We start from the raw sequence: 24368 nt of genomic DNA, 5'->3' as shown, positions 1-24368 counted from the left end.
TCCATGCACAAGTGGTGCCATTATACAAAAAAACGGTGGTTTGACCCGCCGGACTGCGTAAACCGTCATTGATTTTCGCTATGGCCGTAAGAATTGCCGCTTTTCGGCCGCTTTTGAGCCGCGTTCCGGCAGGCGTCGCGTCTTTCGTCGCACCGGTACAATGAACGTTTTTACAGCCCCGCTTGTACCGCCGACAGTCATATGAAAGTCATTCTCGTTCCCGTGACGCCCTTTCAGCAGAACTGTTCCATCGTCATCTGCGAGACGACGAAGCGCGCCGCCGTCGTGGACCCGGGCGGCGACATCGACCGGATCATCGCGGAAGTCGAGCGTCATGACGTGACCGTCGACAAAATTCTTCTGACACATGGCCATCTTGATCACTGCGGCGGTGCGAAGGCGCTCGCGGACCATTACGGCATACAAATAGAGGGACCGCATCGCGAGGACGCGTTCTGGATCGACCAGATGCCCACTCAGACGCAGCGCTTCGGATTTTCGAACGCGGAGGCATTTACGCCCGAGCGTTGGCTCATTGATGGCGATACCGTGAAATTCGGCGATGAGTCGCTGGAAGTCTATTTCTGCCCCGGCCACACCCCGGGCCATGTCGTATTCTTCAGCCGCGAACACAGGCTCGCATTCGTCGGCGACGTGCTGTTCGCCGGCTCCATCGGTCGCACCGATTTTCCGCGCGGCAATCACGGCGAACTCATCCGCTCGATCCGCGAAAAGCTCTGGCCGCTCGGCGACGACGTCAGGTTCGTTCCCGGTCACGGCCCGACGTCGACATTCGGCGAAGAGCGGCAAAGCAATCCCTTCGTGCGCGACGGAGTGGCCGCATGAACGCCAATGCGTCCGCGGTTCCCGAAATCTACGTCAGCACGGACGTCGAAGCCGATGGCCCGATTCCCGGCCCGCATTCGATGCTGAGCTTTGCCTCGGCAGCCTACACGGCCGACAAGCAGCTCATCGGCACGTTCTCCGCGAATCTCGAAACGCTCGAAGGCGCGGCGCCACATCCGGTGCAGGCCGCGTGGTGGAAAACGCAGCCCGACGCGTGGGCCGCGTGCCGCAAGGAATTGCAGAAGCCGGAGATCGCGCTGCCAGCCTATGTCGAATGGGTAGAGGCATTGCCCGGAAAGCCGGTGTTCGTCGCTTATCCGGCGGGTTTCGACTTCACCTATATGTTCTGGTACATGATGCGTTTCGCCGAACGCTGCCCGTTCTCGTGGTCGGCGCTCGATATCAAGACGCTCGCCTTCGCGATGACCGGCCTGCCCTATCGAAAGGCGATCAAGCCGCGTTTGCCCAAGCATTGGTTCGACGAACTGCCGCACACGCACGTCGCACTCGACGACGCCATCGAGCAAGGCGCGCTCTTTTGCAACATGCTTGCGGAGCTACGGGCATCGCAGGCGGCGTTGGCGCGGTCACCGGAAGAACCGAACGACGACGCTGAAGGTAAAACCGCGCTCTGAAGCCAGCGAGTTAGGGAAACTCCCTCAGTGCAGGCGTTTTACATTGCGTTTCTTTTCTGACGCCTCTACCATTAGAGTCAAATCGCGACCGAACGGAGGCGCAGTTGACTCTCGATACATTCTCACAAAAAATCCTGCGTCTTCTGCAACTGGACGCGCGCCGCTCCGTTCAGGAAATCTCCGACCAGGTCGGCCTGTCGAGTACGCCGTGCTGGCGGCGCATCAAGGACATGGAGCAGTCGGGCGTCATTCAGCGCTACACCGCGCTGCTCGACCGCGAAAAGCTCGGTCTTCACGTCTGCGCACTTGCGCACATCCATCTGACACGGCACACGGAAGGCGGCGTCGAGCAGTTCGAACGCGAAATCGCCACGTGCCCGGAAGTCACCGAGTGCTACAGCACGACCGGCGAATCCGATTACATCCTGAAGATCGTCGCGCCGGATATCAAGGCGTACGACGCATTCCTGCACGATCGCATTTTCAAGATCCCCGCGGTCGCGCAGGTGCGAACGAGCGTCGTGCTTCGCGAAATCAAATTCGACACGCAGTTGCCGCTCTGACGGAAACCTTCAGCGCGGCAGATCGATTGCGCGTTTGGGCGTCGCGGCCGACTCAAGGCCGAGCGCCTGCGCCACGTGAAGCTCGCGTGCGCCGATCTGGCGCCTGAGCGCGTCGAAGTCGATCGCGCTCAGTCGGGCGGTCGTATCTCCTGCGCTCGATGCCGGCAACATGACGTCGACGCTAAAGCCGCTGCCGAGGTAATGCAGATTCAACGACACGACCGGCAACCCTTGCTGTGCGAATGCGGCGCACACGGCATCGCTCACAGTCGAACGCTGCGGGAAATTGCCCGGCTGCGGATTCAGCGCGTCGCTCTCCGGATCGACATGAATGAGCGCGTCGATGACGCGAGAATCGGCCAGCAGGTTCGCACGCGCCGATTCGGCAATGTAATGCCCCTCGGAAACCGAAATGAGCGAATCGACGAGAACATGCGCGTCGACGATCGCCAGATCTCCCATTTTTCGGGTACGGAATTCGTGGACTTCGCGCACGCCGGGTGTTCTAGACAAAATCGCGCGCAAATCATCCGCCGTCGTTTGGTCGAGGGCTCGGTCGGAAAGGTCTTGTAACGCGTCCCACGCGAACGTCCATCCCATTTTACCGATCAAAAACCCGACAACCGCGGCCGCGATCGGGTCCAGAATTCGAAATCCTGCCAGACTCCCGATAATCCCCAACGCGACGACGAGAGAAGAAGCCGCGTCCGAACGTGCATGCCATGCGTTTGCGATCAGCAAAGCGGAGCGAATGCGTTCGGCGGCGCGCAGCATATAGCGAAAAAGCGCTTCCTTCGAAATGAGCACGATTATCGCAACCGCAAGCGCGCCCGCCTTTACCGGCGGAATATCCTGAAGGTTGACGATGCGGGTACCGCCGCGCCATAACATTCCGACCCCGACCGCAATCAGCAATCCGCCGAGGAATAAGGACGCGACCGTTTCATAACGGTTATGTCCGTAGTTATGGTCGAGGTCGGGCTTGGCAGATGCCTGTCGATTGGCAATGAGAACGATAAAATCGGACACGATGTCCGCCAGCGAATGAACGCCGTCTGCAAGCAAAGCTTGGGAATGCGCGACAAAGCCTACGACGAGCTGCGCAGTGGCGAGCCCGCTATTGAGCGCAATGCTCGTCCAGGTGGTTCGACGCGCCACATCCTGTTTTTCCGATGTGCGTGTAGTCGAAAGCGGCATGTAATTTATCCCGAGCCGTATGTGTCTGAATTTTATCAGCCGGTATGCCGCAGCGCTTTAGGGGTTCAGTGCCGTTATCTGCGCGGCTGCGGATCGGAAAATTCCTCTGCCAAAACGAAAAGGCCGCGTTACGCAACGCGGCCTTTTAAAACATGATGCAATCCAAAACTTACTTGCTGATCAGGAAGTTGTCGCGCTCTTGCCCCGCAATCCACTTCGGCGGCTTGCCGCGGCCGGACCAGGTGCTGCCGCTTTCCGGGTCGCGGTATTTCGGCGCTACGCCTGCACGGCTGCTGCGTGCGACCTTCACGCCTTTTGCGCCCCGGCCGCCAGCCAGTTCCTGAAGCGTGATGCCATAATCCGCCATTTTCTGCTTGATCTCATTAAGCACTTCGGCGTATTCGCGCGACTTCGCTTCTTCAATCTGACGTTCGAGAGACTCGCGCTGTGCGAGGAGTTCCTTGTATGAAGGCATGGCAATTCCCTAAGTGGTGTGCTGACTTGCGAATCGTGTGCTCGCTTTCAAATATCAGTATAGCCTCGGACTGGCACGCAGATTAACACAGTTCGTATTATCGCTGCATGCGCAAATCGCCATCCAATAAACTTTCGTGTCTTTCTTCGTAACAATTGCCGAAAAATGCGAAGTTTGGAGGAGCCGGTGCGGAGCTGTAAAAGGTAGCAATGCGCACATCCTTGCGCAGGCTTATGGCACCGGATGAAACGCCGGTAATAACGTGCGTCGGAACATGTCATGGAATGACAGCTTCGTTGCCGATCCATTCCTGGCAGCGGCAGGATGGGGCTGATTCCGCTGCGACGCTTAATTCATTGCGCCTGCACGGCCCTTTTGACGCTCGATAAGGTCGATAAGCGCAGCGTTCAATTCCCCGCTCGTCCTTTTGGGGTAATCGAATGTAAAACGATTGCGCGCCTCCGCAAGCAGCAAATCGCAGCCATATCGGTCTATCCCCAATAATCGAAGAACCGCTGGACGCGCCGGATTAGCGTCGAATTCTGCGCAAAGCGAAGTTTCCTCCGCCGCCGAAAGCGGCTCCAGCGAATCGACTTCATCACCGGCCAGCCAGCCCATTGCGCCGAATCCGCCGATATAGCGCATGCGCTCAACCGACATCACCCAGAAAGAGAAGTCGCCGAGTTGCAGATAGCGCTCCGCGTCGGGGTGATAGCGCAAATAGCGGCGCGCGAGTTCGCCGCTCTCCTCCGGCGCGGCAGGCGCAAAGCTGCCGAGCAATGTCAGACGCTGCCCTTCCAGCACGCCGCCATCCGCTGCATGCGCGACCAGAAAGCCGGCGCGCGCATCCGCGTGAAGATTGCGCGTGTGTTCGGCAAGACGGCTGATGAGCAGCATCGGCACGTGGCGTGCCGTGGGCGCGAACGGCAGCGCCGTCGGGTACGGAAAGCCCTGCGGCTCAGTGCGTGGCGAGCGTCCCCTCGGACACGCGATGCAGCAAATGAAGCGGCGCTTGCGACGAAATCTTCATCCAGGCCTCGTGCGGTCGTCAATCGTCGGACGATGTTAATGCAGCGCGCGCGAGCGTGTCTCCTGGCCGTTCGATAGAATCGAAAGCCTTCGCGTCCGATGGCATCATCGACGGCTTCCCTTGTTTTTCACGCAATCTTTCCAACGACGGTTTCTTCCGTGTCCGACTCGACCACCGCCTCCGCTGCCTGCGAATCCAATCCGACGCTCGCGCTGCATCGCAGCCTTCCCCCTGCCACGCGCGCCCGCGCCCGCTACGCGACGATGGCCGTGTTCTTCATCGCGGGCATGATGTACGCGTCGTGGGGCGTGCACGTGCCAACCGTGCGCGACAAGTTCGCGTTGAGCCCAGGCATGCTGTCCTTTGCGCTGCTCGCGGTCGCGGGCGGCTCCATCTTCGCGATGCTGACCACCGGTTCGTGGATCGCCCGCGCCGGCACGCGCACCGCATGCATGGCGGGCGGCATCACGATGATGTTGTGCGGCTCGCTGATCCTCGTGACGCCTCATTACTGGATGCTGCTCGTCGTGCTCGCGATATTCGGCTTCGGCATGGCGACGCTCGACGTCGCGATGAACGCCGAAGCGAGCGCCGTCGAACAGGCACTGGCCCGGCCGATCATGTCGTCTCTGCACGGCATGTTCAGCATCGGCGGCATGGCGGGCGCGGCCGCGGGCGGCGCGCTGCTCGCGCACGGGCTTGCGCCCGCCGCCCATCTCGCGCTCGCGTCGGGCGTGAGCCTGCTGGTCCTGCTCGTGTCGATGCGCGCGGTGCTGCCGCATGTGCCGCATCACGACGAGCACGCGAAGGCGTCGTCGTCGAACCGCTGGCGCTCGGGCGCGCTGTGGGCGCTCGGCGGACTCGCGCTGGTCGCGCTGATCGCGGAAGGCGCGATGTACGACTGGGCCACCGTGTATATGCGCGATGTCGTCGAAGCGACGCCTTCGGTGTCGAGCGCGGCCTACGCCGCATTCTCGGGCGGCATGGCCGCCGGGCGCTTCGGCGGCGACGCGGTTCGCGCACGTTTCGGCGCGCCGCAACTGATTTTCGGCAGCGCGGGACTCGCGTTCATCGGCATGGTGATGGCGCTCGTCCTGCCCAACGCCATCGTCACGATGACAGGCTTCACGCTGATGGGCTTGGGTCTCGCGAACATGATGCCGGTGCTGTTCGCGGCGGCGGCGCGCGTCGAAGGCGTGACCGCGGCCGAAGGGCTCGCGCAGGTCGCGGGCCTCGCCTACTTCGGTCTGCTGTTCGGGCCCGTGCTGATCGGCGGCGTCGCGCAGATCAGCAATCTGCCGATCGGCCTGTGCGTCGTCGCGGCGTGCTGCGCGATCATCACCGTCATCGGGCCGCGCATTCTCAGGCGCCTGAAGATATAAAAAAAAGCGCGCGGGCCTTTCGGCGCCGCGCGCTTTTTCGAACCACGGGAAATTACATCTTCACGACGTCGAGCAGCGTCTTCTTGCCCTTCTTGTAGTCGTACAGCGAGATCACGCCGTGCTTCAGATCGCCCTTCGAATCGAAGCTCGTCTGGCCGATCACGCCCTTGTAGTCCGTGTTCGGCATCGCGGCGAGGATCTTGGCCGGATCGACCGAGTTCGCACGCTTCATCGCGTCGACGATGATGTACACCGCGTCATACGTGAACGGCGCGTAGATCTGGATCGGCTGGCCGAAGCGCTTCTGGAACTTCGCCGCGAAAGCCTGGCCGCCTTCCATCTTCTCGAGCGCCATGCCCGCTTCCGAGCACACGATGTTGTCGGTCGCATCGCCGGCGAGGTCCGCCAGCTTTTCCGTGCAGACGCCGTCGCCTGCCAGCACCTTCGCGCGCAGGCCGAGCTGCTTGGCTTGCTTGGCGAACGGGCCGCCGGTCGCGTCCATGCCGCCGTACATCACGGCGTCGGGGTTTTCGCCCTTGATCTTCGTCAGAATCGCGCGGAAGTCGACAGCCTTGTCGTTCGTCGCGTCGTGCGAGATCACCTTCAGGCCGAGCGACTTGGCGGTCTTTTCGAACTCGTTGGCGAGACCCTGGCCGTAAGCGGTCGAGTCATCGACGACGGCGACCGTCTTCACCTTCAGATTCTTCGCGGCGTAGTTGGCGAGTGCCGGGCCTTGCTGAGCATCGGTCGCGACGACGCGGTACGTCGTCTTGAAGCCTTGCTGCGTGTAGGCCGGGTTCGTCGCCGACGGCGAAATCTGCACGATGCCCGCATCGCTGTAGATCTTCGATGCCGGGATCGACGTGCCGGAGTTCAGGTGACCGACGACCGCAACGACCTTGTCGTCGACGAGCTTCTGCGCGACTTGCGTAGCGGTACGCGGGTCGGCTGCATCGTCTTGCGGGTCGAGCACCAGCGTGATCTTCTCGCCGCCGATCGTGAGGCCCTTCGCGTTGATCTCTTCGACTGCGAGCCGCGCGCCGTTTTCGTTATCCTTGCCCAGGTGAGCAATGCCGCCGGTCAGCGGAGCGACGTGACCGATCTTGACCGTTTGGTCGGCTGCTGCGGACGTTGCCAACGTAGCGAACAGCACGGCTGCGGCGCTGATCGGCAACAGTTTGTGAAGCTTGGTGTTCATGTAAGTCTCCAGTTTCGGTCCCAAAAACAACGTAATCGCCCTGTGCCCCGTCTTTCATCACGATCGCTCAGTCCCGTGGACGACCACGCCGGATGCATCGTCATGCACTTGGCAAGTCCTTCCGGCAGGTCGTTTGTGACGGCCGCCTTCCGCACTGCGCGCAAGTGTAGGGTTGTCAAATTAATTTAGGGAAGTTTTTTAAGATACTGGTGTCACTACCGATTAACCGCCAGTTGTGATACGCCGCCGTTTGTGGTGGCGTTCGCGCGAAGAGGCCCTGTACATGCGGGTTTCCGCGACATCGGCGCGCAAAGGTTTGGGCGTCATTCAAGTTCGATGAGCGCGCGCCGATAATCTCTGCCCGCCCGCATCATTAAGCTGCTTTTTTAACGCTCTTTTAGCGCGTGTTTAGATCTGCTGCTCTAATAATCGCTCCGCGCGTCAAACCGCGTGCCCGACGCCGCGCGTGCTTCAGGGCGACTGAAAGGGAAAGCTGGCAAACTCCACCGGCTCAATCTTTTACGTACAAGGAGTTCGACGTGACCGTTTCCGTGACTTCCCGCTGGATCGACATTCCCGCCGATGGCGGCAGCTTCCAGGGCTATCTCGCGCTGCCCAAGACGGGCGCCGGGCCCGCCGTCATCATCCTGCAGGAGATCTTCGGGGTGAACGGCCACATCCGCAGCGTCGCCGATCAATACGCCGCCGATGGCTATGTCGCGCTCGCGCCGGATGTCTTCTGGCGCACCCAACCGCGCGTCGAGCTGGGCTACGAAGGCGCGGATCGGCAAAAGGCGATGGAGCTGCTGCAAAAGACCGATGCGAATGCCGCGGTCGCGGATGTCGGCGCGGCGGCGAAAGCGCTGCGCGCACTGCCCGAAGTGACGGGCAAGGTCGCGGCGATCGGCTATTGCTTCGGCGGACGTCTCGCCTATCTCGCGGCGGCGCAGGGTTCGGTGGATCTCGCCGTGGCCTATTACGGCGGCGGCATTCAGAACGCGCTCGACAAAGCCGATCAGGTCAAGGTGCCGATGCAGTTCCACTACGGCGAGCTCGACGCGCACATTCCCGCCGACGCAGTCGATGCCGTGCGCCACACGTTCGCAGGCCGCAAGGATTCAGAACTCTACGTGTATCCGCAGGCCGATCACGGCTTCAACTGCGGTGATCGTGCATCGTACAACGCGAAGGCATCGGCGCTCGCACACGGGCGCACGCTGAGCTTCCTCGGCGAGCATCTGTAACAGAAACTGCTTGAGCGGGCGCGCCTGAACGGCGCGCTCGTCATATCAGCGCGGGCAATCCTTCTACGAGCAGGAACGCGGCAAGCACACCGAGTAGCGCGCCGAAGACGCGCAGCACGTTGTTCTTGAAATGTGTCGCGCAAGGAATGGCCCCGAGAAACAGGGCGCCAGCGAGCGCCATCGGGATGATCAGAATGAAGTCGCCGATCGTGAAGTACGTCATTGTGCGTCTCCCATCGTCCTGCTTCTGGCTTTTTGATCGTCGCGCGATAAGAGACCGCCTCGACGATTCGAGTATAGGCCGCTCCGCGAGACTCGTCGGCGCGGCTTCGTGCGATGAGAGACGGACGCTGGTGTCCGAATGCCTTGCGCGACAAGGACTTACACGCGCCCATTTTTAAGTGAGCGCGGAAAACCCTTAGATCCGGCGTATTTCAACCGCCTTTCGATTTCACGCGACGACTGCGCGCTCGCGTCGGTTCAGGTAAGCCGCGCCCGCCAGGCCGACAAGCAGCAACCCGCCGATCAATCCGGCGACGCCCGTCCAGCCGAACGCGGTCCAGAAGTGCCCGCCGTACCATCCGATCAGGCTCGATCCGAGGTAATACGCGAGCAGATAAAGCGCGGCGGCCTGCCCTTTCGCGTGCGCCGCGAGCCGCCCGACCCAGCCGCTCGCGACCGAATGCCCCGCGAAGAAACCGAACGTCAGACAGGCAATGCCGGCGATGATCACCGGCACGGAGTTCGACACGGTCAGCGCGATGCCGAGCATCATCAAGACGAGACTCGCGATCAGCACGCGGCCGCGCCCGAACGCATCGGCCATCTTGCCGGACCACGGCGACGCGACGACGCCAGTCAGATAGACGGTGAAGATCGCGCCGATCTGTGTCTGATTGAGCCGGAACGGCGCGCCGAGCAGCCGGTAGCCGACATAGTTGTAGAGCGTGACGAAGCTGCCCATCAGCACGAAGCCGATCAGAAACAGAAACGGCAGGCCGCCGTGCCGCAAATGCCCCGCAAGCGACCGCCGATGGTGCGCGAACCCGACGCCGCGGCGCGGCTCGAAGCGTCGCGACGGCGGCAGCAGCGAGCGAAAGGCAAGCGTTGCCAGCAGACCGAGCACGCCGATTCCGCCGATCGCGATGCGCCAGCCGAACAAATCCGCGAGGATGCCGCTGATGACGCGCCCCGCCATCCCGCCGATGGCCGTGCCGCCAACGTAAAGACCCATCGCGAGGCCGAGGCCTTCGGGATGCACCTCCTCCGCGAGATAGGCCATCGCGACCGCGGGCACGCCGCCGAGCGCGAAACCTTCGAGCGCACGCACGATGAGCAGCGCGTGCCAGTCGGGCAGCACGGCGGCGACGACCGTCAGCACCGACGATGCGAGCAGCGACAGCGTCATCAGCCGATGACGGCTCCAGCTCTCCGACACGAATCCCGCGATGAAAATGGAGATCGCCAGCGCCGCCGTGCTCACCGACACCGACAGCGCGCTCACCGCCGGACTCACGCCGAACGCTTTCGTGAACTCGGGCAGGAGCGGCTGCACGCAATACAGCAGCGAGAACGTCGCGTAACCGGCGAACAGCAGCGCAAGCGACGCACGCCAGTAGGCGCGCGATCCGCGTTCGAGATACGGCGCGGCGTCGGCGGCGCGGTCTGCGTTGCCGCCGGAATTCGGGCGCTGCGGCGCCGGCGATGCGTTCACGTCTGAAGTCTCCGCTGAAAAACCCTCAACGATACGCCGATCCTAGGGTTTTGCCTGATACGGCAGCCGCTTTCCGGCGTCGATCACCCATATTTACTGCGAGCCGTCTGCGATCGACAACATAACGCGGCGATTGGCATCGCGCCGACGCGCCGCGTTGCGTTAAAGTGGAAGCACAATCGTTCATGAAAACGGCGCATGTCGCGCTTGCCGCAATAAAGAAGCGGCGAACAGTCTGGTGCACGAGCCGTGAAAAGCCTGTGCTTGGTGAAAATACTTGACCGGCGCTTTATTCTCAGCCGGCGCTGAAACGGGGATTCATCATGCAAATCGGTTCGATTGTCCGCTCCGTGCATATTGCCGTGCCTCAGGGCGCGCGCGGCATCGTCATGCGCATTCTCGGCGACATGGCGATGGTCGCGTGGTACGCGGGCGAGCCCGGCGTCACCAAGCTGCTCAATACGGAGCCGTTTTTTCTCGAAGATCTCATCGATACGGGCGACGTCGTGCGCCCGTCGAATACGGTCGTTCATTGAGAAACCGCTCGATGCGCTGATGCCGTCCGCGCCCGAGCGCGGCACAATGCCGGGATGAACTCGATCCATCCCGATTCGCAGGGCGCGCCCCTGCCCGACGACGGCGAAGCGCCGCCCTTCTCCGGCCTCACGCCCGAGCGCGTGCTCGACGCAGTCGACCGCGTATTGATGCCCGCGGGCGCACGCACCGATGGCCGCCTGCTGCCGCTCAACAGTTACGAGAACCGCGTCTATCAGGTGGGCGTCGAAGACGGCGCGCCGGTCGTCGCGAAGTTTTATCGTCCGAAACGATGGTCGAACGAGGCGATTCTTGAAGAGCATGCGTTCGTCTCAAGCCTTACCGCGCGCGAGATCCCGGCGGTTCCGGCGCGCGCGTTCGATGGCGTCACGCTGCACGAGTTCGACGGCTTCCGCTTTTCCGTCTTCGAGCGGCGCGGCGGCCGCGCGCCCGATCTCGACCGCAGCGACACGCTCGAATGGCTCGGGCGCTTCATCGGGCGCATTCACGCGGTGGGCGCGATCGAGCCGTATCGCGAACGGCCGACGCTCGATATCGCCACGTTCGGCCACGAGCCGCGCGAGTTTCTGCTGACGCACGGCTTCGTCCCGCGCGATGTGCGTGAAGCGTGGGAAGCCGTCGTGTCGATGGCGCTCGACGGCGTCGCGCAATGCTTCGATCGCGCCGGCGACGTGCGGCATCTGCGTCTGCACGGCGACTGCCATCCGAGCAATGTGCTGTGGACGGACGCGGGCCCGCATTTCGTCGATTTCGACGACAGCCGCATGGGCCCGGCGATTCAGGATCTATGGCTGCTGCTGCCGGCCGGACGCGCGGACGCATCGCGCGCGCTGGCGGATTTGCTCGCCGGTTACGAAGACTTCTGCGAATTCGATCCGCGCGAGCTGCATCTGACCGAAGCGTTGCGCACGCTGCGCCTGATTCACTACTCGGCGTGGCTTGCGCGCCGCTGGAACGATCCCGCGTTTCCCGCGGCTTTTCCGTGGTTCAACACGCAGCGCTACTGGGAAGACCGCATCCTCGAATTGCGCGAGCAAGTCGGCGCGATGCAGGAAGGTCCGCTGTGGGCTGTCTGAAGGCTGTCTGAAATTTTTCGTGACATTCGCAGACTGTCAGGCAATCGCAAAACGTTGAAAAGCGTGTCGGGCCATGCAATGATAACGATTCTCATTTGCCCGCCTATTGTCGATCGCCGCGTCTGAATCGCGTTGTGCCGATCGCGGCGCGGCTTTGCCTGCCAACGCCCGAATTCGGAGAGACGCGTGAACGCGCCTGACACCCTCAATCCGCAGCCGCCCGTCGCGAGCGGCCCGACAAGCTACCGTCCGCACCGTCTGGTCGAGGATGCCGAACAATACGTCCGCAAGAATCGCTCGCGCCGCTCGACTTTCCTGAAGTGGCTGCGCAAGGTGCACGGCTGGATCGGCTTGTGGGGCGCGCTGCTTGGGCTGCTGTTCGGCACGACGGGCTTTCTGCTGAATCACCGCGCGCCGCCGCTGCGCATTTCGACAGGCGAGCCGCAGGTTGCGCAATTGCAGATGCCGCTGCCCGCCGAAGGCTTCAAGACGCCGCGCGACATGGGCAACTGGCTCAAGAAAGAACTCAAGCTCGACGGCAATCTCGGCCGGACGCGGCGCGAGCCGGCACATCCGGTTGGCTGGGGCGACAAGAGCACGATGCAGCCGGAGCAATGGTCGGTGATGGTGGCATCGCCGGGCGGCAGCGTGCAGGCTGAGTACTGGGTCGGCAACAATTTCGTCTCGGTGAAGCGCACCGAAAACACCTTCCTCGCGATGATGACCAACCTGCACAAGGGCGTGGGCCTGAGCGTGGGCTGGGTGCTGCTCATCGATACTTTCGCGGGCAGCATCATCCTGCTGTCGCTGACGGGCGTGCTGCTGTGGACCGAGCTGAACAAGCGGCGCACGGCGGGCGTGGTGATCGTGGCGGCGTCGTTGATTGCGGCGATTGTTTGCGGGTTGATCTGACGTGCGGGTGACCATTTTGATGGCTTCATCAAAATGGTCCTCGCGTCGTTAACCAGCGTTTTCGTTCGCGTTCCCCTTCTTTGCCAACTTCTTCTGAGCCCGCTCGATCTGCTGAATGCTCGTCGTCGGCGTGGGCAGCGCTTCTGGCATCGTGCCTCCAAGTTCGCAGATGGTGTCGCGGACCTTTCTTCCCACATCGAAGTGAGTTTGGTTGGCCATCTGCTTTCCGCTGACGCCGTCGCGCCGAAGCTTGTCTTCCGTCTGAGTCGCGCGGAACAGGTTGGCGGCAAGTTCAGTGCTTCCCATGTGATCGAGAATTTTTTGGCTCTTCTTCAAGCGTTTTCTGGCGTGGATGTCGCGATTGCCCAAGCCTCCATAGAGCCCCTTGTAACCGTGATCCTGGAACACCGCGTAATCGACGGTGGTCGTCACTCCCGCGACGCGTGCGGCCGCGCTGAGCGCCTTGTTGTGGCGCATGAGTTCGCCACGGAGCATCAGGCGTTGCCGATCCTCGGACAGGCCGCCGAACGCTCGGTTGTCGTGTAGTTCCTGACGGCGCGTCTGAATCGCGAAATACGTTTGCCCGTTGGCGATCACCGGCTTTGACGGGTCGCCGTTCTGGACGATCAGATAGCAGGCGTAGCGGGAAAGCTGGTAGTCCGTGACCGTGCGGTTCGCGCCGGAACCTAGCGTGACCATTTTGGTGACTTCACCGAAATGGTCACCAGCCGCGTACCCAGAGCGCTCACAGGCGATCCTGGCCTTTTCGATCACCTGCAGAAAATTACGCCAGTCTTGATACGAAAGCACTGGCGCAAGGTCGCGAGCAAGCCAGAAGTCGCCTTCGTCGCTGCTTTGCTTGATGCTTTCGAATGTCAGGTGATGCGATTCATTGCTGGAAAGATTGTTCGACATCTGTGCCTCTTGCATTGACGTGACTGAAATCCAGAACGCGCCTCATTGGCGCGCTCTTCGGATTGATCAATCTATCGACCTGCAAGAGCACGGACATCTCGTCCGAATGGCCTACTGACGAATCCCCTTCCGCGGGTTATGCCGCGTGAGCCAAAGATAAAGCCCGCTTCCCAGCACCACGATCGTCAGCACATCGAACGCCGCCCAGAAGATCTTGAGCGGCATCCCGCCGAAATCGCCGAAATGCAACGGCTGCGAACCGAGCAGCACTTTCAGATACCACGGCAATTCGCGCGAGTCCGTCAGCGCACCCGTCGATGCATCGACGAGGACGGGACGCATGATGCGCGTCGTGAGGATGCCGTCGCCGCGCATCCAGACGGCATAGTGATGCGGACTCGCGAAGCGCGTCCCCGGAAACGCGACGAACGACGGAATCATGCCCGGCGCGACGTCTTGCGCCGTCTTCACGGCATCGTCGACGGATGCGCGCACCGTCACCGGCGGCTGGCCGCGATACGGCGCGACCATCTGCGCGAGCTGATCGTTGCGCCAGGCCTCGAGCATCAGATCCGCGAGCGTGTTGATCGACCCCGTCGCGCCGACGAGCAGCGCCCACGCGAGCGTCAGCATGCCGATCGCGTTATGCCAGTCGAGCCAGACGATGCGCCGCTTCTTCTTCAGCCGCACGCGCCCGAGCCCGACTTTGCGCCAGAACGGCAAATACACGACGATGCCCGACACGATCGCCGCGAGAAACACGACGCCCATCGCGCCGAGAAAGAGCTTGCCGAAAAGCCCGGCGAACATGTCGACGTGCAGTTTCAGCAGCACGAACTTGAGTGAGCCCTTGCCCGGCGGCATGCCGAGCGGCTGCGCAGTGCGGGCGTCGACGGTGGTGCTGAGTGTGTCGTCGGGCGGCGTATCGGCGCGTGCCGCGGTCACGACGATCGGCAGAAGCGGCTCGTCCGGCTCCCAGATCATGTATTGCGGAACATGGCCGGGATGTTCCTTCAACGCGGACCGCAGCACGGCGTCGTAGCTCGCGCGCGCATCGGCCTGCGATGCGGGCAGCGCGGGCGCTTCAATCGCATCGCCGGTCAGGATGTCGAGTTCGTGGCCGAACACCAGCGGCAGGCCAGTCAGACAAAGCAGCAGCATGAAAGCCGTGCAGACGAGACTCGTCCAGCGATGCACGATCGCCCACACGCGCAGCGCGCGCTGGCTCATGTGGCGCTTTTCGTTGCGATCGCACGTGGCGCGCGGCGCGGCGGACGAGGCATCGGCGCGTGTTGCGGCGCGCCGGCCATCGCCGGTCAGAAACTTGCCGGACATTCGATGTTGAGTTGAGCAGAAGGAACGGGCTTCGCATCAGCCACCGTCGGCTGCGCAAATGAGAACGATTATTATATAGTCGCCCGTCGCGTGCAGACGGCGTTTAGTCAGGCTTTTGTAATATTTAGCCTCCACTCAAACGCCGCACACCTCGCCCTTGCCCGCGATCTCGCGCGCCGCCTTCGCGCCCTCCACTTGCAACAGTTCGGGCAGCGACACGCCGTTCTTCGCCGCCGTCACTTCCGCCAGAATCGACACGGCGATTTCCGGCGGCGTCCTGCTGCCGATATAAATCCCCACCGGTCCATGCAGCCGCGCGAGCTCCGCCTCGTTGAGATCGAACTCCTTCAGACGCTCGCGGCGCGCCGCGTTATTGCGCCGCGAACCGAGCGCGCCGACGTAGAACGCAGGCGTCTTCAGCGCTTCCATCAACGCGAGATCGTCGAGCTTCGGGTCGTGCGTGAGCGCGATCACCGCACAGCGCTCGTCGAGCTTCATGTCCATGACGGTGTCGTCGGGCATGGTGCGAACGATAGTCGTACCCGGCACGTTCCACTCGTCCGTGTATTCCTCGCGCGGATCGCAGACGGTCACCTGATAATCGAGCCCGACCGCGATGCTGCACAGATAGCGCGACAACTGCCCCGCGCCGATCACCAGCATGCGATAGCGCGGGCCGTGGATCGTCAGAAGCCGGTCGTCGTCGAAGAGCACGCCGTCGGTGGCCTGCGCGGGTTCGAGGCGCACCGCGCCTGTCGCCATGTCGAGCGTGCGCGCGACGAGCCTGCCGCTTTCGACCGCCGCGCACAGATCGGCGATCCCGCTGGAAAGCGTCAACGGCTCCAGCACGAGCTGAATCGTGCCGCCGCACGGCAAGCCGAAGCGATGCGCCTCTTCCGCGCTGATGCCGTATTTCACCGCCTCGGGCTTCGTCTGCTCGATGCCCCGCTGCCGCACGCGATCGATCAGATCGTCTTCGATGCAACCGCCCGACACCGAGCCGACCACATGCCCATCGCCGCGCACGGCGAGCATCGCGCCCTCCGGCCTCGGCGACGAACCCCACGTCTTCACCACCGTGACGAGCAAAACGCGATGCCCTTCATCGAGCCATCGCGCGCTGTTCTTCAGGACTTCGAGATCCACGCTGTCCATGATTTCTTTCCTTTCTCTTCTTTCTCGCCGCCGTTTTCCCCTTCGGCGGACGAGTCCTGCGATTCCGGCGCGGCCTCACCGCCTTGCAACTGCGCGCTGAACCGCTTGAAAAACTCTCCCGCAATCTTACGCGCTGCGCCGTCGACGAGCCGCGAACCGATCTGCGCGAGCTTGCCGCCTACCTGCGCGTTCGCGGTGTAGCTGAGCGTCGTGGTGTCGGCGTCGTCGCCCGGTTCGAGGTTCACGGTTGCGCTGCCCTTGCTGAAACCTGCCGCGCCGCCCTGCCCTTCAAACACGATCGTATAAGTATGCGGAGCGTCGATGTTCGTGAGCTCCATTCTTCCCTTGAAGCGCGCCTTCACCGGTCCGACCGCCGCCGTCATCGCGACGTTGTACGCGTTCTCGCCGTCCGCGTCGATGCTGTCGCAGCCGGGTATGCAGATCTTCAGGATCGACGTGTCGTTGAGCGCTTCCCACGCGCGCGCCTGCGGCACCGGCAAAGTGTGCGTTTCGGTCAGTTCCATCTCGTGTCTCCAGTGTGCCGTGACAGCGCGGCCAGTTCCGGTCCGACGGCGCAAAGGCTGTCGAGGTTATGCGCCGCGAGCATCGCATCGACGTGCGGCAGGATCGCACGCACGCCTCGCGCGCGCGGCGTGAAATCGGCGAAGCGCAGCAGCGGATTGAGCCACACGAGCCGATGCGCGAAGCGCCTGAGCCGTTGCATCTCGGCATCGAGCACGTCGATGGCTTCGTGATCCAGACCATCGGTGACGAGCAGCACCGTCGCCCGGCCAGCGAGCACGCGGCGCGCCCAGCGTCGATTGAACTCCGCTAGCGCCGCACCGATGCGCGTGCCGCCCGACCAGTCGGCGACGTTTTGCCCGAGCGTGGCGATCGCGACATCGGGATCGCGTTCGCGCAACGCGCGCGTCGCGTTGGTCAGGCGCGTGCCGAACAGGAAAACCTGCAGGCGTTCGCGCGACTGCAACAGCGCGTGGCAGAAATACAGAACGGCGCGCGAGTACGCGCTCATCGATCCGGAAATGTCGAGCAGCAGAACGAGCGGCGGCCTGCGCTCGACCGCCGCGCGATATTTCCACACGGTCCAGTCGCCGCCCGAGCGCACCGCGTGGCGGGCGCTCGCCTTGAGATCGGCGTGCGTGCCGCGCGATGCGGCCTTCAGCCTGCGCGTCGGCTCGGTGGCGAGCGGCAGCCGATGGGCGCGAATCTGATGCCGCAACGTGCGCCATTCGTCGGCGCTAAGCGTGTCGAAGTCGCGATGGCTCAAGCGTTCCTGCGCGCTGAACGTGATGCGCGCGTGGGCCTCTTCGGGCTTCGATTCGGGCGCCGACGTCTGCGCTTGCGCCGCACGCGCGGCGAGCGCATCGGCTAGACGGTTGTTGCGCTTTGGCGGCGGCATGCCGCTCGTCACCTTCGGCAGGAGCAGCGCGCGCAGCTTGCCTTCCCAGTCGGGATCGCGCCAGAAAAGATCGAAGGCCGCGTCGAAGATATCGCGCTCGTCGCTGGCGTGCACGAGCAGACAGGCGAGCGTCGCGCGGACATCGTCGCGGCGATTCAGATCGACGTGACGCAGCGCGTCGAGCGCATCGACCGCATGCGCCGGCGACATGCCGAGCCCCGCGCCGCGCAGCAGCCTCACGAAATGCACGACGTTGCGGGCGAACGGTTCCATCGTCATGAAGTGGCTGACAGGCATCGCGCGAGCGTGTCGGCGTCCATGCGCGCGAGATCGTCCTGATACTTCAGAAGCACGCCGAGCGTGTTCTGCACCGATTGCGGATCGAGCTCCGACACCGACAACGCCGCGAGCGCGCGGCACCAGTCGATCGTCTCCGCGACGCCCGGCGCCTTGAACAGATCCAGCGTGCGCAGTTGATGCACGAACGCGACCGCCCTCGCCTGCAACGCGCTGCCCGCTTCCGGCGCGCGCGCCGCGACGATCGCCAGCTCGACATCGCGTTCCGGATAGCCGATCCACTGATAGAGACACCGCCGCTTCAACGCATCGTGGACTTCGCGCGTGCGGTTCGACGTCATCACGACGAGCGGCGGCGTTTTCGCGCGCACCGTGCCGTACTCAGGAATCGACACCTGAAAGTCGGACAGCAGTTCGAGCAGGAACGCTTCGAACGGCTCGTCGGCGCGGTCGATTTCGTCGATCAGCAGGACGCGGCGCGCATCGGGATTCGCGGGATCGGGCAGCAGCGCCTGAAGCAGCGGACGCTTCAGGAGAAACTCGCCGCGATACAGCGAATCGTTCGACGGCGTTTCGCCCGATGCTTCCGCAAGCCGCAGCGCCATGATCTGGCGCGGGTAATCCCACTCGTACAGCGCGCTCGCGGTATCGAGCCCTTCGTAGCATTGCAGGCGCAAGAGCGTCGTGCCGCACAAGCCCGCCGCCGCCTTCGCGAGCTCGGTCTTGCCGACGCCCGGCTCGCCTTCGAGAAAGAGCGGCCGCTGCATCTTCAGCGCGAGAAAGAGCGCCGTCGCGAGCTCGCGGTTCGCGAAGTACTGATGCTCGCGCAAGCGCGCGAGCGTCTCGTCGATGGAAGCGGGCTCGCCCTGCATCACGCCGGAAACGACATCGCGCGCTCGATCGCGCGGCCCGCGAGCACCGGAATCAGATGCGCGCGATACACGGCGCTCGCGTGCATGTCCTCGTTGAGCTCGTCGGGTTTGATCGTCACGCTGCGCGCCGATGCGACCGAAAAGTCCTTCGACAACGCCGCCTCCAGCTCCGCCGGACGGAACACCGACGACGCCGCGCCCGTCACCGCGACGCGCACGCCGTCCTTGAACTTCGCGACGAATACGCCAACCAGCGCGAAGTGCGACGCGGGATTGCGAAACTTCTCGTAGCCCGCGCGCTCGGCGAGCGGAAACTCGACGGCGGTGATCAGCTCATCGGGCTCGAGCGCGGTCTGATACATGTCGATGAAAAAATCGTCCGCGGCGATGCGCCTTCGGTCCGTCACGACCGTCGCGTTCAGCGCGAGCACGGCGGAGGGATAGCACGCCGCGGGATCGTCGTTGGCGAGCGAACCGCCGATCGTGCCGCGCTCGCGCACCTGCCGGTCGCCGATGCGGCTCGCGAGGTCCGCGAGGCCCGGCAGCGCTTTCTTCACGTCGGCGTTCGCTGCGACTTCCGCGTGACACATCGCGCCGCCGATCGTGAGCTTGCCCCCATCGAGCGCGATGCCTTTCATCGAGGCGATGCGCGTCACGTCGATCAGCGCCGATGGTTGCGCAAGGCGCAGACGCATCGTCGGCAAGAGGCTCTGGCCGCCGGCGAGGAATTTGGCGTCGCCGTTCGCGCTCAACGCCGCGACGGCCGCTTTCGCTTCGTCGGCCTTCTGAAAATCGAATGAATACATGGCGTTGTCTCCTCAGGCGTGCTGGGCGTTATGCATCGCGGTCCACACGCGATGCGGCGTCGCGGGCATCTGCAAGTCCTTCACGCCGAGAGGACTCAGCGCGTCGAGAATTGCGTTGATGACCGCGGGCGGCGAACCGATCGCGCCCGCTTCGCCGCAGCCCTTCACGCCGAGCGGATTGTGCGTACACGGCGTGCCCTTCGCGGTCTCCACGGTGAAGCTCGGCAGATCGATCGCATGCGGCATCGCGTAATCCATGAACGAGCCGGAGAGCAACTGGCCGGTGCTGTCGTCGTAGACGCAGCGTTCGAGCATCGCCTGGCCGATGCCCTGCCCGAGGCCGCCGTGCACTTGCCCTTCGACGATCATCGGATTGATCACGTTGCCGAAGTCATCGACCGCCGTGAACTTCTGGATGCGCGTTTCGCCCGTGTCCTGATCGACTTCGACTTCGCACACATACGCGCCCGATGGATACGTGAAGTTGGCCGGATCGTAGAACGCGTTTTCGTTGAGGCCCGGCTCCATCTGATCCAGCGGGAAGTTGTGCGGCACGTAGGCGGCGAGCGAGACATCGACGAAAGTCTTCGTGCGGTCCGTGCCCTTCACGCGAAACACGCCGTTGGTGAACTCGATATCTTCCGCCGACGCTTCGAGCAAATGCGCGGCGATTTTCTTCGCCTTCGCTTCGACCTTGTCGAGCGCCTTCATGATCGCGGAACCGCCGACCGATATCGACCGCGATCCATACGTGCCCATGCCGAACGGAATGCGTCCGGTATCGCCGTGAATGATTTCGACGTTATCGATCGAAACGCCCAGCCGGTCCGCGACCACCTGCGCGAACGTCGTCTCGTGGCCTTGCCCGTGGCTGTGCGAGCCGGTGAACACGGTGACGGAGCCGGTCGGATGCACGCGCACTTCGCCCGCTTCGAAAAGGCCCGCACGCGCGCCCAGCGCGCCCGCCACATTCGACGGCGCAAGCCCGCACGCCTCGATGTAGCACGAATAGCCGATTCCGCGCAGCTTGCCTTTTTGCTTCGATTCTTCGCGTCGCTGCTTGAAACCCGCGACGTCAGCCAGCTCCAGAGCGCGATTCAGGATCGTGTCGTAATCGCCGGTGTCGTAGGTGAGACCGACCGGCGTGGCATACGGAAACTGGCGGATGAAGTTGCGCCGCCTCAGCTCGACCGGATCGATGTTCATCTCGCGCGCCGCCGTTTCCACGAGACGTTCGACCACGTACGTCGCTTCCGGCCGTCCCGCGCCGCGATAGGCATCGACGGGCACCGTGTTCGTGAACACGGCTTTTACCTCGGCGTAGATCGCGGGCGTCGCGTACTGGCCCGCGAGCAGCGTCGCGTAGAGCACGGTCGGAATCGACGATGCGAACGTCGACAGATACGCGCCCATGTTGGCCGTCGTGTGCACGCGCATGCCGATGAACTTGCCGTCCTTGTCGAGCGCGAGTTCCGCTTTCGTGACGTGATCGCGGCCGTGCGCGTCGGAGAGAAACGCCTCGGAGCGCTCGGCCGTCCACTTGATCGGCCGCCCGACTTTCTTCGACGCCCATGTCAGCGCGACATCTTCGGCATACAGAAAGATCTTCGAGCCGAAGCCGCCGCCCACGTCCGGCGCGATCACGCGCAGCTTCGATTCCGGCAGCGACAGCACGAACGCCGCCATCAGCAGGCGCTCGACGTGCGGGTTCTGGTTCGACACGTAGACCGTGTAGCTGTCGTCGTGCTTCGAAAAGCTCGCATTCACCGCGCGCGGCTCGATCGCGTTCGGCACCATGCGCTGATTGACGATATCGAGCGTCGTCACGTGTGCGGCCTGCGCGAACGCGGTGTCGGTCGCAGCCTTGTCGCCGTGGCCCCAGTTGAAGCAGACATTGTTCGGCACGCTGTCGTGCACGAGCGGCCGGCCGGCGTCCGACGCGGTGCCGGTATCGACCGTTGCGGGCAGCTCGTCGTAATCGATCTCGATCAGTTCGACCGCGTCTTTCGCTTCCTTCACCGATTCGGCGACGACCAGCGCCACCTGATCGCCCACATGCAGCACCTTGTCGTGCGCGATGACGGGATGCGGCGGCTCGTGCATCGGCGAGCCGTCGATGCTGTGGATCAGCCAGCCGCACGGCAGGCCGCCGACGTTCTCGCCCGCGAGATCCTTGCCGGTGAAGATGCCGATCACGCCGGGCGACTTCATCGCCGCTTCGGTATCGATGCGTTTGATCTTCGCGTGCGCGTGCGGCGAACGCAGGAATACGCCGTAGCTTTGCTGTGGCAGGACGACGTCGTCGGTGTACTGGCCCGCGCCCGTCAGGAAGCGATAGTCTTCCTTGCGCTTGACGCCGGCGCCGATCAATTTCTGTTGCTCAGGGGCATTCATCGCGGTCTCCCATTTAGGCGCGACTTTTCGATTCGAAAGGAATTTGGTGTCGTGTCAGGCGCCAGCCTTCATGGCCTGCGCGCCCTGGAGGACCGCTTTCACGATGTTGTGATAGCCGGTGCAGCGGCACAGATTGCCGTCGAGCTGCTCGCGCACTTCTTCTTCAGTGAGATCGGGCGATTGCGCGGCCAGCGCGCTTGCGCTCATCACCATGCCCGGTGTGCAGAAGCCGCATTGCAGGCCGTGACATTCCTTGAAAGCCGCCTGCATCGGATGAAGCTGGCCGTCCTTCGCCATGCCTTCGATGGTCGTCACGTGCATGCCGTCGGCTTGCGCGGCGAGCATGTTGCACGCTTTGATCGCGCGGCCTTCCAGATGAACGGTGCACGCGCCGCACTGCGCGGTGTCGCAGCCGATATGCGTGCCGGTGAGCCTGAGTTGATCCCGGAGAAACTGGACGAGCAGTAGATGCGGTTCGACGGTGGCGGTCACAGGTTTCCCATTGACCGTCAGGCTGATGCTGAGCGCCATTTCACTGTCTCCTGGTGAGGACGAACCAGCTTCACGCCGATGCACCTGCCTTACTGCCGCGCGAGCGTTCAGCTGGGTTGGGTGTTATGTGTTTGTGACATCGAGTAAAACACAAATCGGAAGGCCTCGCTATCCGTCGAACGCCCGTCCCAAATTCACGCCGTCCGCGTCGCGCGACGCGCCCCGGAAAGCAAGGCGCCGCCTCCCGGGCGGCGCTTTCGCATGAATCGCGTGAGGACGAAGGCGCTCAGTGCGTCACGGTTTCACGCTTCTTCGCGACGGCGCGAGGCGCTTCGAGCGGCGCGCGCCCCAGCACCGAGTTGCGGCGCGAATACATGAAGTAGATTGCGAGGCCGATCACGAGCCACACTGCGAACGCGATCCACGTCATCGGCTGGAGATTGATCATCAGGAACAGGCACGACGCCACCGCCAGGATCGGCACGACGGGCACGCCGGGGCAGCGGAACGCGCGCGGCAGGTCGGGATGCGTGCGGCGCAGGATCAGCACGGCGATGGAGACCATCGAGAACGCGGCGAGCGTGCCGATGTTGATCAGCTCGGCGAGCACGTTGAGCGGCACGAGCGCGCCGATCAGTCCGAAGAAAATGCCGACGAGCCATGTCGTGAGGAACGGCGTCGAGAAGCGCGGATGCACCTTCGAAAGCCGCGCGGGCAAGAGGCCGTCACGCGACATCGCGTAGATGATGCGCGTCTGGCCGTAGCTCATCACGAGGATCACGGTGAGCATACCGAGCACCGCGCCGAGATCGATGAAGCCCGCGACCCAGTTCTGTCCCGCAACTTGCAGCGCGAACGACACCGGATGCGGATTGTTCGCGAACTGCGCCGACGGCACGATGCCCGTCACGACCGCCGCCACTGCCACGTACAGCACCGCGCACACCGCGAGCGACGAGATGATGCCGATGGGCAGATCGCGCTTCGGATTCTTCACTTCTTCGGCCGCCGACGAAACCGAATCGAAGCCGATGAACGCGAAGAACATCACCGCCGCCGCGCCGAACACGCCTGACCAGCCATTCGGCATGAACGGGTGCCAATTGGCCGGCTGGACGTGGAATACGCCCACCGCGATCACGAGCACCACGACGGTCACCTTGATCGCAACCATGACATTGTTCACGCGCGTCGATTCCTTCACGCCGACCGAGAGCAGCGACGTGACCGCCATCATCACGAGGAAGGCCGGCAGGTTGAAAAACGTGACGTGGCCGGGCAGCGCGCCGGGCGCGGCGGTGAGCGCGGTCGGCAGCGAAATGCCGAAGCCGGCCAGCAGCGATTGCAGATAGCCCGACCAGCCGACCGACACGGCGGAGGTCGCAAGCCCGTATTCGAGCATCAAATCCCAGCCGATGATCCACGCGGCGAGCTCGCCGAGCGTCGCATACGAATAGGTGTAGATAGAGCCGGCGACGGGAATCGTCGATGAAAACTCGGCGTAGGCGAGCGCGGCGAAGCAGCACGCGATCGCCGCGACGATGAACGAAATCATGAGCGCCGGGCCGGCCTGCACGGCGCCGGTTCCAGTCAGCACGAAAATGCCCGTGCCGATGATGGCGCCGATGCCGAGGAACGTGAGATCGAGGGCGCCGAGCGTCTTTTTGAGCGACGTGCTGTGCGCGCCGGCCAGCATCTGCTCGATGTTTTTCTTGCGGAACAACGACATTGCGATGAGTCTCCTTCTGGCGCGCGCGGGCGCCCCTTGATGCGGGAAAACCCGATATTTTATCGGAGACTCAGAGAGTGCCTAAGATCAGAACTTGCAACGCAGATTTGCGATGTTTTTTGACAA

23 protein-coding genes and 1 pseudogene are annotated in these 24368 nt (G+C 63.3%); 8 read left to right on the top strand and 16 right to left on the bottom strand.

Features of this window, described 5'->3' with window-relative positions; all coding sequences use genetic code 11:
* Positions 1-201 precede the first annotated feature (201 nt).
* The 3 genes from AWB74_RS08465 (at position 202) to AWB74_RS08455 (ending at position 2044) form a co-directional block, all read left to right on the top strand.
* Positions 202-846, top strand: coding sequence for an MBL fold metallo-hydrolase (locus AWB74_RS08465; RefSeq protein ID WP_061146324.1), 645 nt, complete (start codon positions 202-204; stop codon positions 844-846).
* The gene (locus AWB74_RS08460) at positions 843-1481 is read left to right on the top strand and encodes a 3'-5' exonuclease family protein (RefSeq protein ID WP_061146323.1); all 639 of its coding nucleotides are present in this window, start codon (positions 843-845) and stop codon (positions 1479-1481) included. Before AWB74_RS08465 ends, AWB74_RS08460 begins: the two co-directional genes overlap by 4 nt.
* Before the next feature lie 104 nt (positions 1482-1585).
* Positions 1586-2044 (top strand): Lrp/AsnC family transcriptional regulator, encoded by a 459-nt coding sequence (locus tag AWB74_RS08455; RefSeq protein ID WP_008352298.1) that lies wholly within the window; start codon positions 1586-1588, stop codon positions 2042-2044.
* Positions 2045-2053: 9 nt separating this feature from the next.
* Here AWB74_RS08455 and AWB74_RS08450 read toward each other — a convergent pair whose 3' ends face one another.
* The 3 genes and pseudogenes from AWB74_RS08450 to AWB74_RS08440 all read right to left on the bottom strand — a co-directional run bounded on the left by AWB74_RS08450 (position 2054) and on the right by AWB74_RS08440 (position 4746).
* Entirely contained in the window at positions 2054-3241 is a 1188-nt protein-coding gene (locus tag AWB74_RS08450; protein WP_061146322.1) for a cation diffusion facilitator family transporter, read from the bottom strand.
* Between the two features lie 169 nt (positions 3242-3410).
* Entirely contained in the window at positions 3411-3716 is a 306-nt protein-coding gene (locus AWB74_RS08445; protein WP_061146321.1) for an H-NS histone family protein, read from the bottom strand.
* Positions 3717-4064: 348 nt separating this feature from the next.
* Positions 4065-4746: pseudogene (locus tag AWB74_RS08440) on the bottom strand (HugZ family pyridoxamine 5'-phosphate oxidase).
* A 158-nt stretch (positions 4747-4904) separates the two neighbouring features.
* Between AWB74_RS08440 and AWB74_RS08435 the strand changes: the two are divergent.
* Positions 4905-6128: an MFS transporter gene (locus tag AWB74_RS08435; RefSeq protein WP_061146320.1), complete on the top strand. Its 1224-nt coding sequence runs from the start codon at positions 4905-4907 to the stop codon at positions 6126-6128.
* 52 nt (positions 6129-6180) lie between these two features.
* On the opposite strand, the gene AWB74_RS08430 is transcribed toward AWB74_RS08435, so the two are convergent.
* Positions 6181-7326: a branched-chain amino acid ABC transporter substrate-binding protein gene (locus tag AWB74_RS08430; protein WP_061146319.1), complete on the bottom strand. Its 1146-nt coding sequence runs from the start codon at positions 7324-7326 to the stop codon at positions 6181-6183.
* Positions 7327-7865: 539 nt separating this feature from the next.
* Between AWB74_RS08430 and AWB74_RS08425 the strand changes: the two genes are divergently transcribed.
* On the top strand, positions 7866-8570 hold the full coding sequence (locus AWB74_RS08425) for a dienelactone hydrolase family protein (RefSeq protein ID WP_061146318.1): 705 nt from the start codon (positions 7866-7868) through the stop codon (positions 8568-8570).
* Positions 8571-8610: 40 nt separating this feature from the next.
* Here AWB74_RS08425 and AWB74_RS08420 read toward each other — a convergent pair whose 3' ends face one another.
* Together AWB74_RS08420 and AWB74_RS08415 are read right to left on the bottom strand one after the other, a co-directional pair.
* The gene (locus tag AWB74_RS08420) at positions 8611-8793 is read right to left on the bottom strand and encodes a hypothetical protein (protein ID WP_041730863.1); all 183 of its coding nucleotides are present in this window, start codon (positions 8791-8793) and stop codon (positions 8611-8613) included.
* Positions 8794-9021: 228 nt separating this feature from the next.
* Positions 9022-10284 carry an MFS transporter gene (locus tag AWB74_RS08415; protein ID WP_061146317.1) on the bottom strand — a complete coding sequence of 421 codons (1263 nt, stop codon included), beginning with the start codon at positions 10282-10284 and terminating at the stop codon, positions 9022-9024.
* A 323-nt stretch (positions 10285-10607) separates the two neighbouring features.
* Between AWB74_RS08415 and AWB74_RS08410 the strand changes: the two genes are divergently transcribed.
* The 3 genes from AWB74_RS08410 (at position 10608) to AWB74_RS08400 (ending at position 12827) form a co-directional block, all read left to right on the top strand.
* The gene (locus AWB74_RS08410; RefSeq protein WP_008352308.1) at positions 10608-10820 is read left to right on the top strand and encodes a hypothetical protein; all 213 of its coding nucleotides are present in this window, start codon (positions 10608-10610) and stop codon (positions 10818-10820) included.
* A 54-nt stretch (positions 10821-10874) separates the two neighbouring features.
* Complete coding sequence (locus AWB74_RS08405) at positions 10875-11915, top strand: serine/threonine protein kinase (protein WP_061146316.1); 1041 nt, start codon at positions 10875-10877, stop codon at positions 11913-11915.
* A gap of 186 nt (positions 11916-12101) precedes the next feature.
* Positions 12102-12827 carry a PepSY-associated TM helix domain-containing protein gene (locus AWB74_RS08400; protein ID WP_061146315.1) on the top strand — a complete coding sequence of 242 codons (726 nt, stop codon included), beginning with the start codon at positions 12102-12104 and terminating at the stop codon, positions 12825-12827.
* 48 nt (positions 12828-12875) lie between these two features.
* On the opposite strand, the gene dinD is transcribed toward AWB74_RS08400, so the two are convergent.
* The 10 genes from dinD to AWB74_RS08350 form a co-directional block, all read right to left on the bottom strand.
* Entirely contained in the window at positions 12876-13742 is an 867-nt protein-coding gene (gene dinD, locus AWB74_RS08395; protein ID WP_061146314.1) for a DNA damage-inducible protein D, read from the bottom strand.
* A gap of 111 nt (positions 13743-13853) precedes the next feature.
* The gene (locus AWB74_RS08390) at positions 13854-15077 is read right to left on the bottom strand and encodes a PepSY-associated TM helix domain-containing protein (RefSeq protein ID WP_235024518.1); all 1224 of its coding nucleotides are present in this window, start codon (positions 15075-15077) and stop codon (positions 13854-13856) included.
* A gap of 135 nt (positions 15078-15212) precedes the next feature.
* A complete protein-coding gene (locus AWB74_RS08385) occupies positions 15213-16232 on the bottom strand; it encodes an XdhC family protein (RefSeq protein ID WP_061146313.1) in 1020 nt (339 codons plus the stop codon).
* Positions 16205-16756: a CoxG family protein gene (locus AWB74_RS08380; RefSeq protein ID WP_061146312.1), complete on the bottom strand. Its 552-nt coding sequence runs from the start codon at positions 16754-16756 to the stop codon at positions 16205-16207. Before AWB74_RS08380 ends, AWB74_RS08385 begins: the two co-directional genes overlap by 28 nt.
* Complete coding sequence (locus tag AWB74_RS08375) at positions 16747-17949, bottom strand: vWA domain-containing protein (protein ID WP_061146311.1); 1203 nt, start codon at positions 17947-17949, stop codon at positions 16747-16749. Before AWB74_RS08375 ends, AWB74_RS08380 begins: the two co-directional genes overlap by 10 nt.
* A complete protein-coding gene (locus tag AWB74_RS08370; protein ID WP_061146310.1) occupies positions 17928-18821 on the bottom strand; it encodes an AAA family ATPase in 894 nt (297 codons plus the stop codon). The genes AWB74_RS08375 and AWB74_RS08370 overlap by 22 nt, the downstream gene beginning before the upstream one ends.
* Complete coding sequence (locus AWB74_RS08365; RefSeq protein WP_061146309.1) at positions 18821-19627, bottom strand: FAD binding domain-containing protein; 807 nt, start codon at positions 19625-19627, stop codon at positions 18821-18823. Before AWB74_RS08365 ends, AWB74_RS08370 begins: the two co-directional genes overlap by 1 nt.
* Before the next feature lie 12 nt (positions 19628-19639).
* Positions 19640-22021 (bottom strand): xanthine dehydrogenase family protein molybdopterin-binding subunit, encoded by a 2382-nt coding sequence (locus tag AWB74_RS08360; protein ID WP_061146308.1) that lies wholly within the window; start codon positions 22019-22021, stop codon positions 19640-19642.
* 54 nt (positions 22022-22075) lie between these two features.
* The gene (locus AWB74_RS08355; RefSeq protein ID WP_061146307.1) at positions 22076-22552 is read right to left on the bottom strand and encodes a (2Fe-2S)-binding protein; all 477 of its coding nucleotides are present in this window, start codon (positions 22550-22552) and stop codon (positions 22076-22078) included.
* 247 nt (positions 22553-22799) lie between these two features.
* On the bottom strand, positions 22800-24242 hold the full coding sequence (locus AWB74_RS08350) for an amino acid permease (RefSeq protein ID WP_061146306.1): 1443 nt from the start codon (positions 24240-24242) through the stop codon (positions 22800-22802).
* Positions 24243-24368: the final 126 nt, after the last annotated feature.

The sequence above is a fragment of the Caballeronia arvi genome (genome assembly GCF_001544695.2).
Taxonomy (GTDB): Bacteria; Pseudomonadota; Gammaproteobacteria; order Burkholderiales; family Burkholderiaceae; genus Caballeronia; species Caballeronia arvi.
This window is presented reverse-complemented; position numbering and strand designations above follow the sequence as displayed.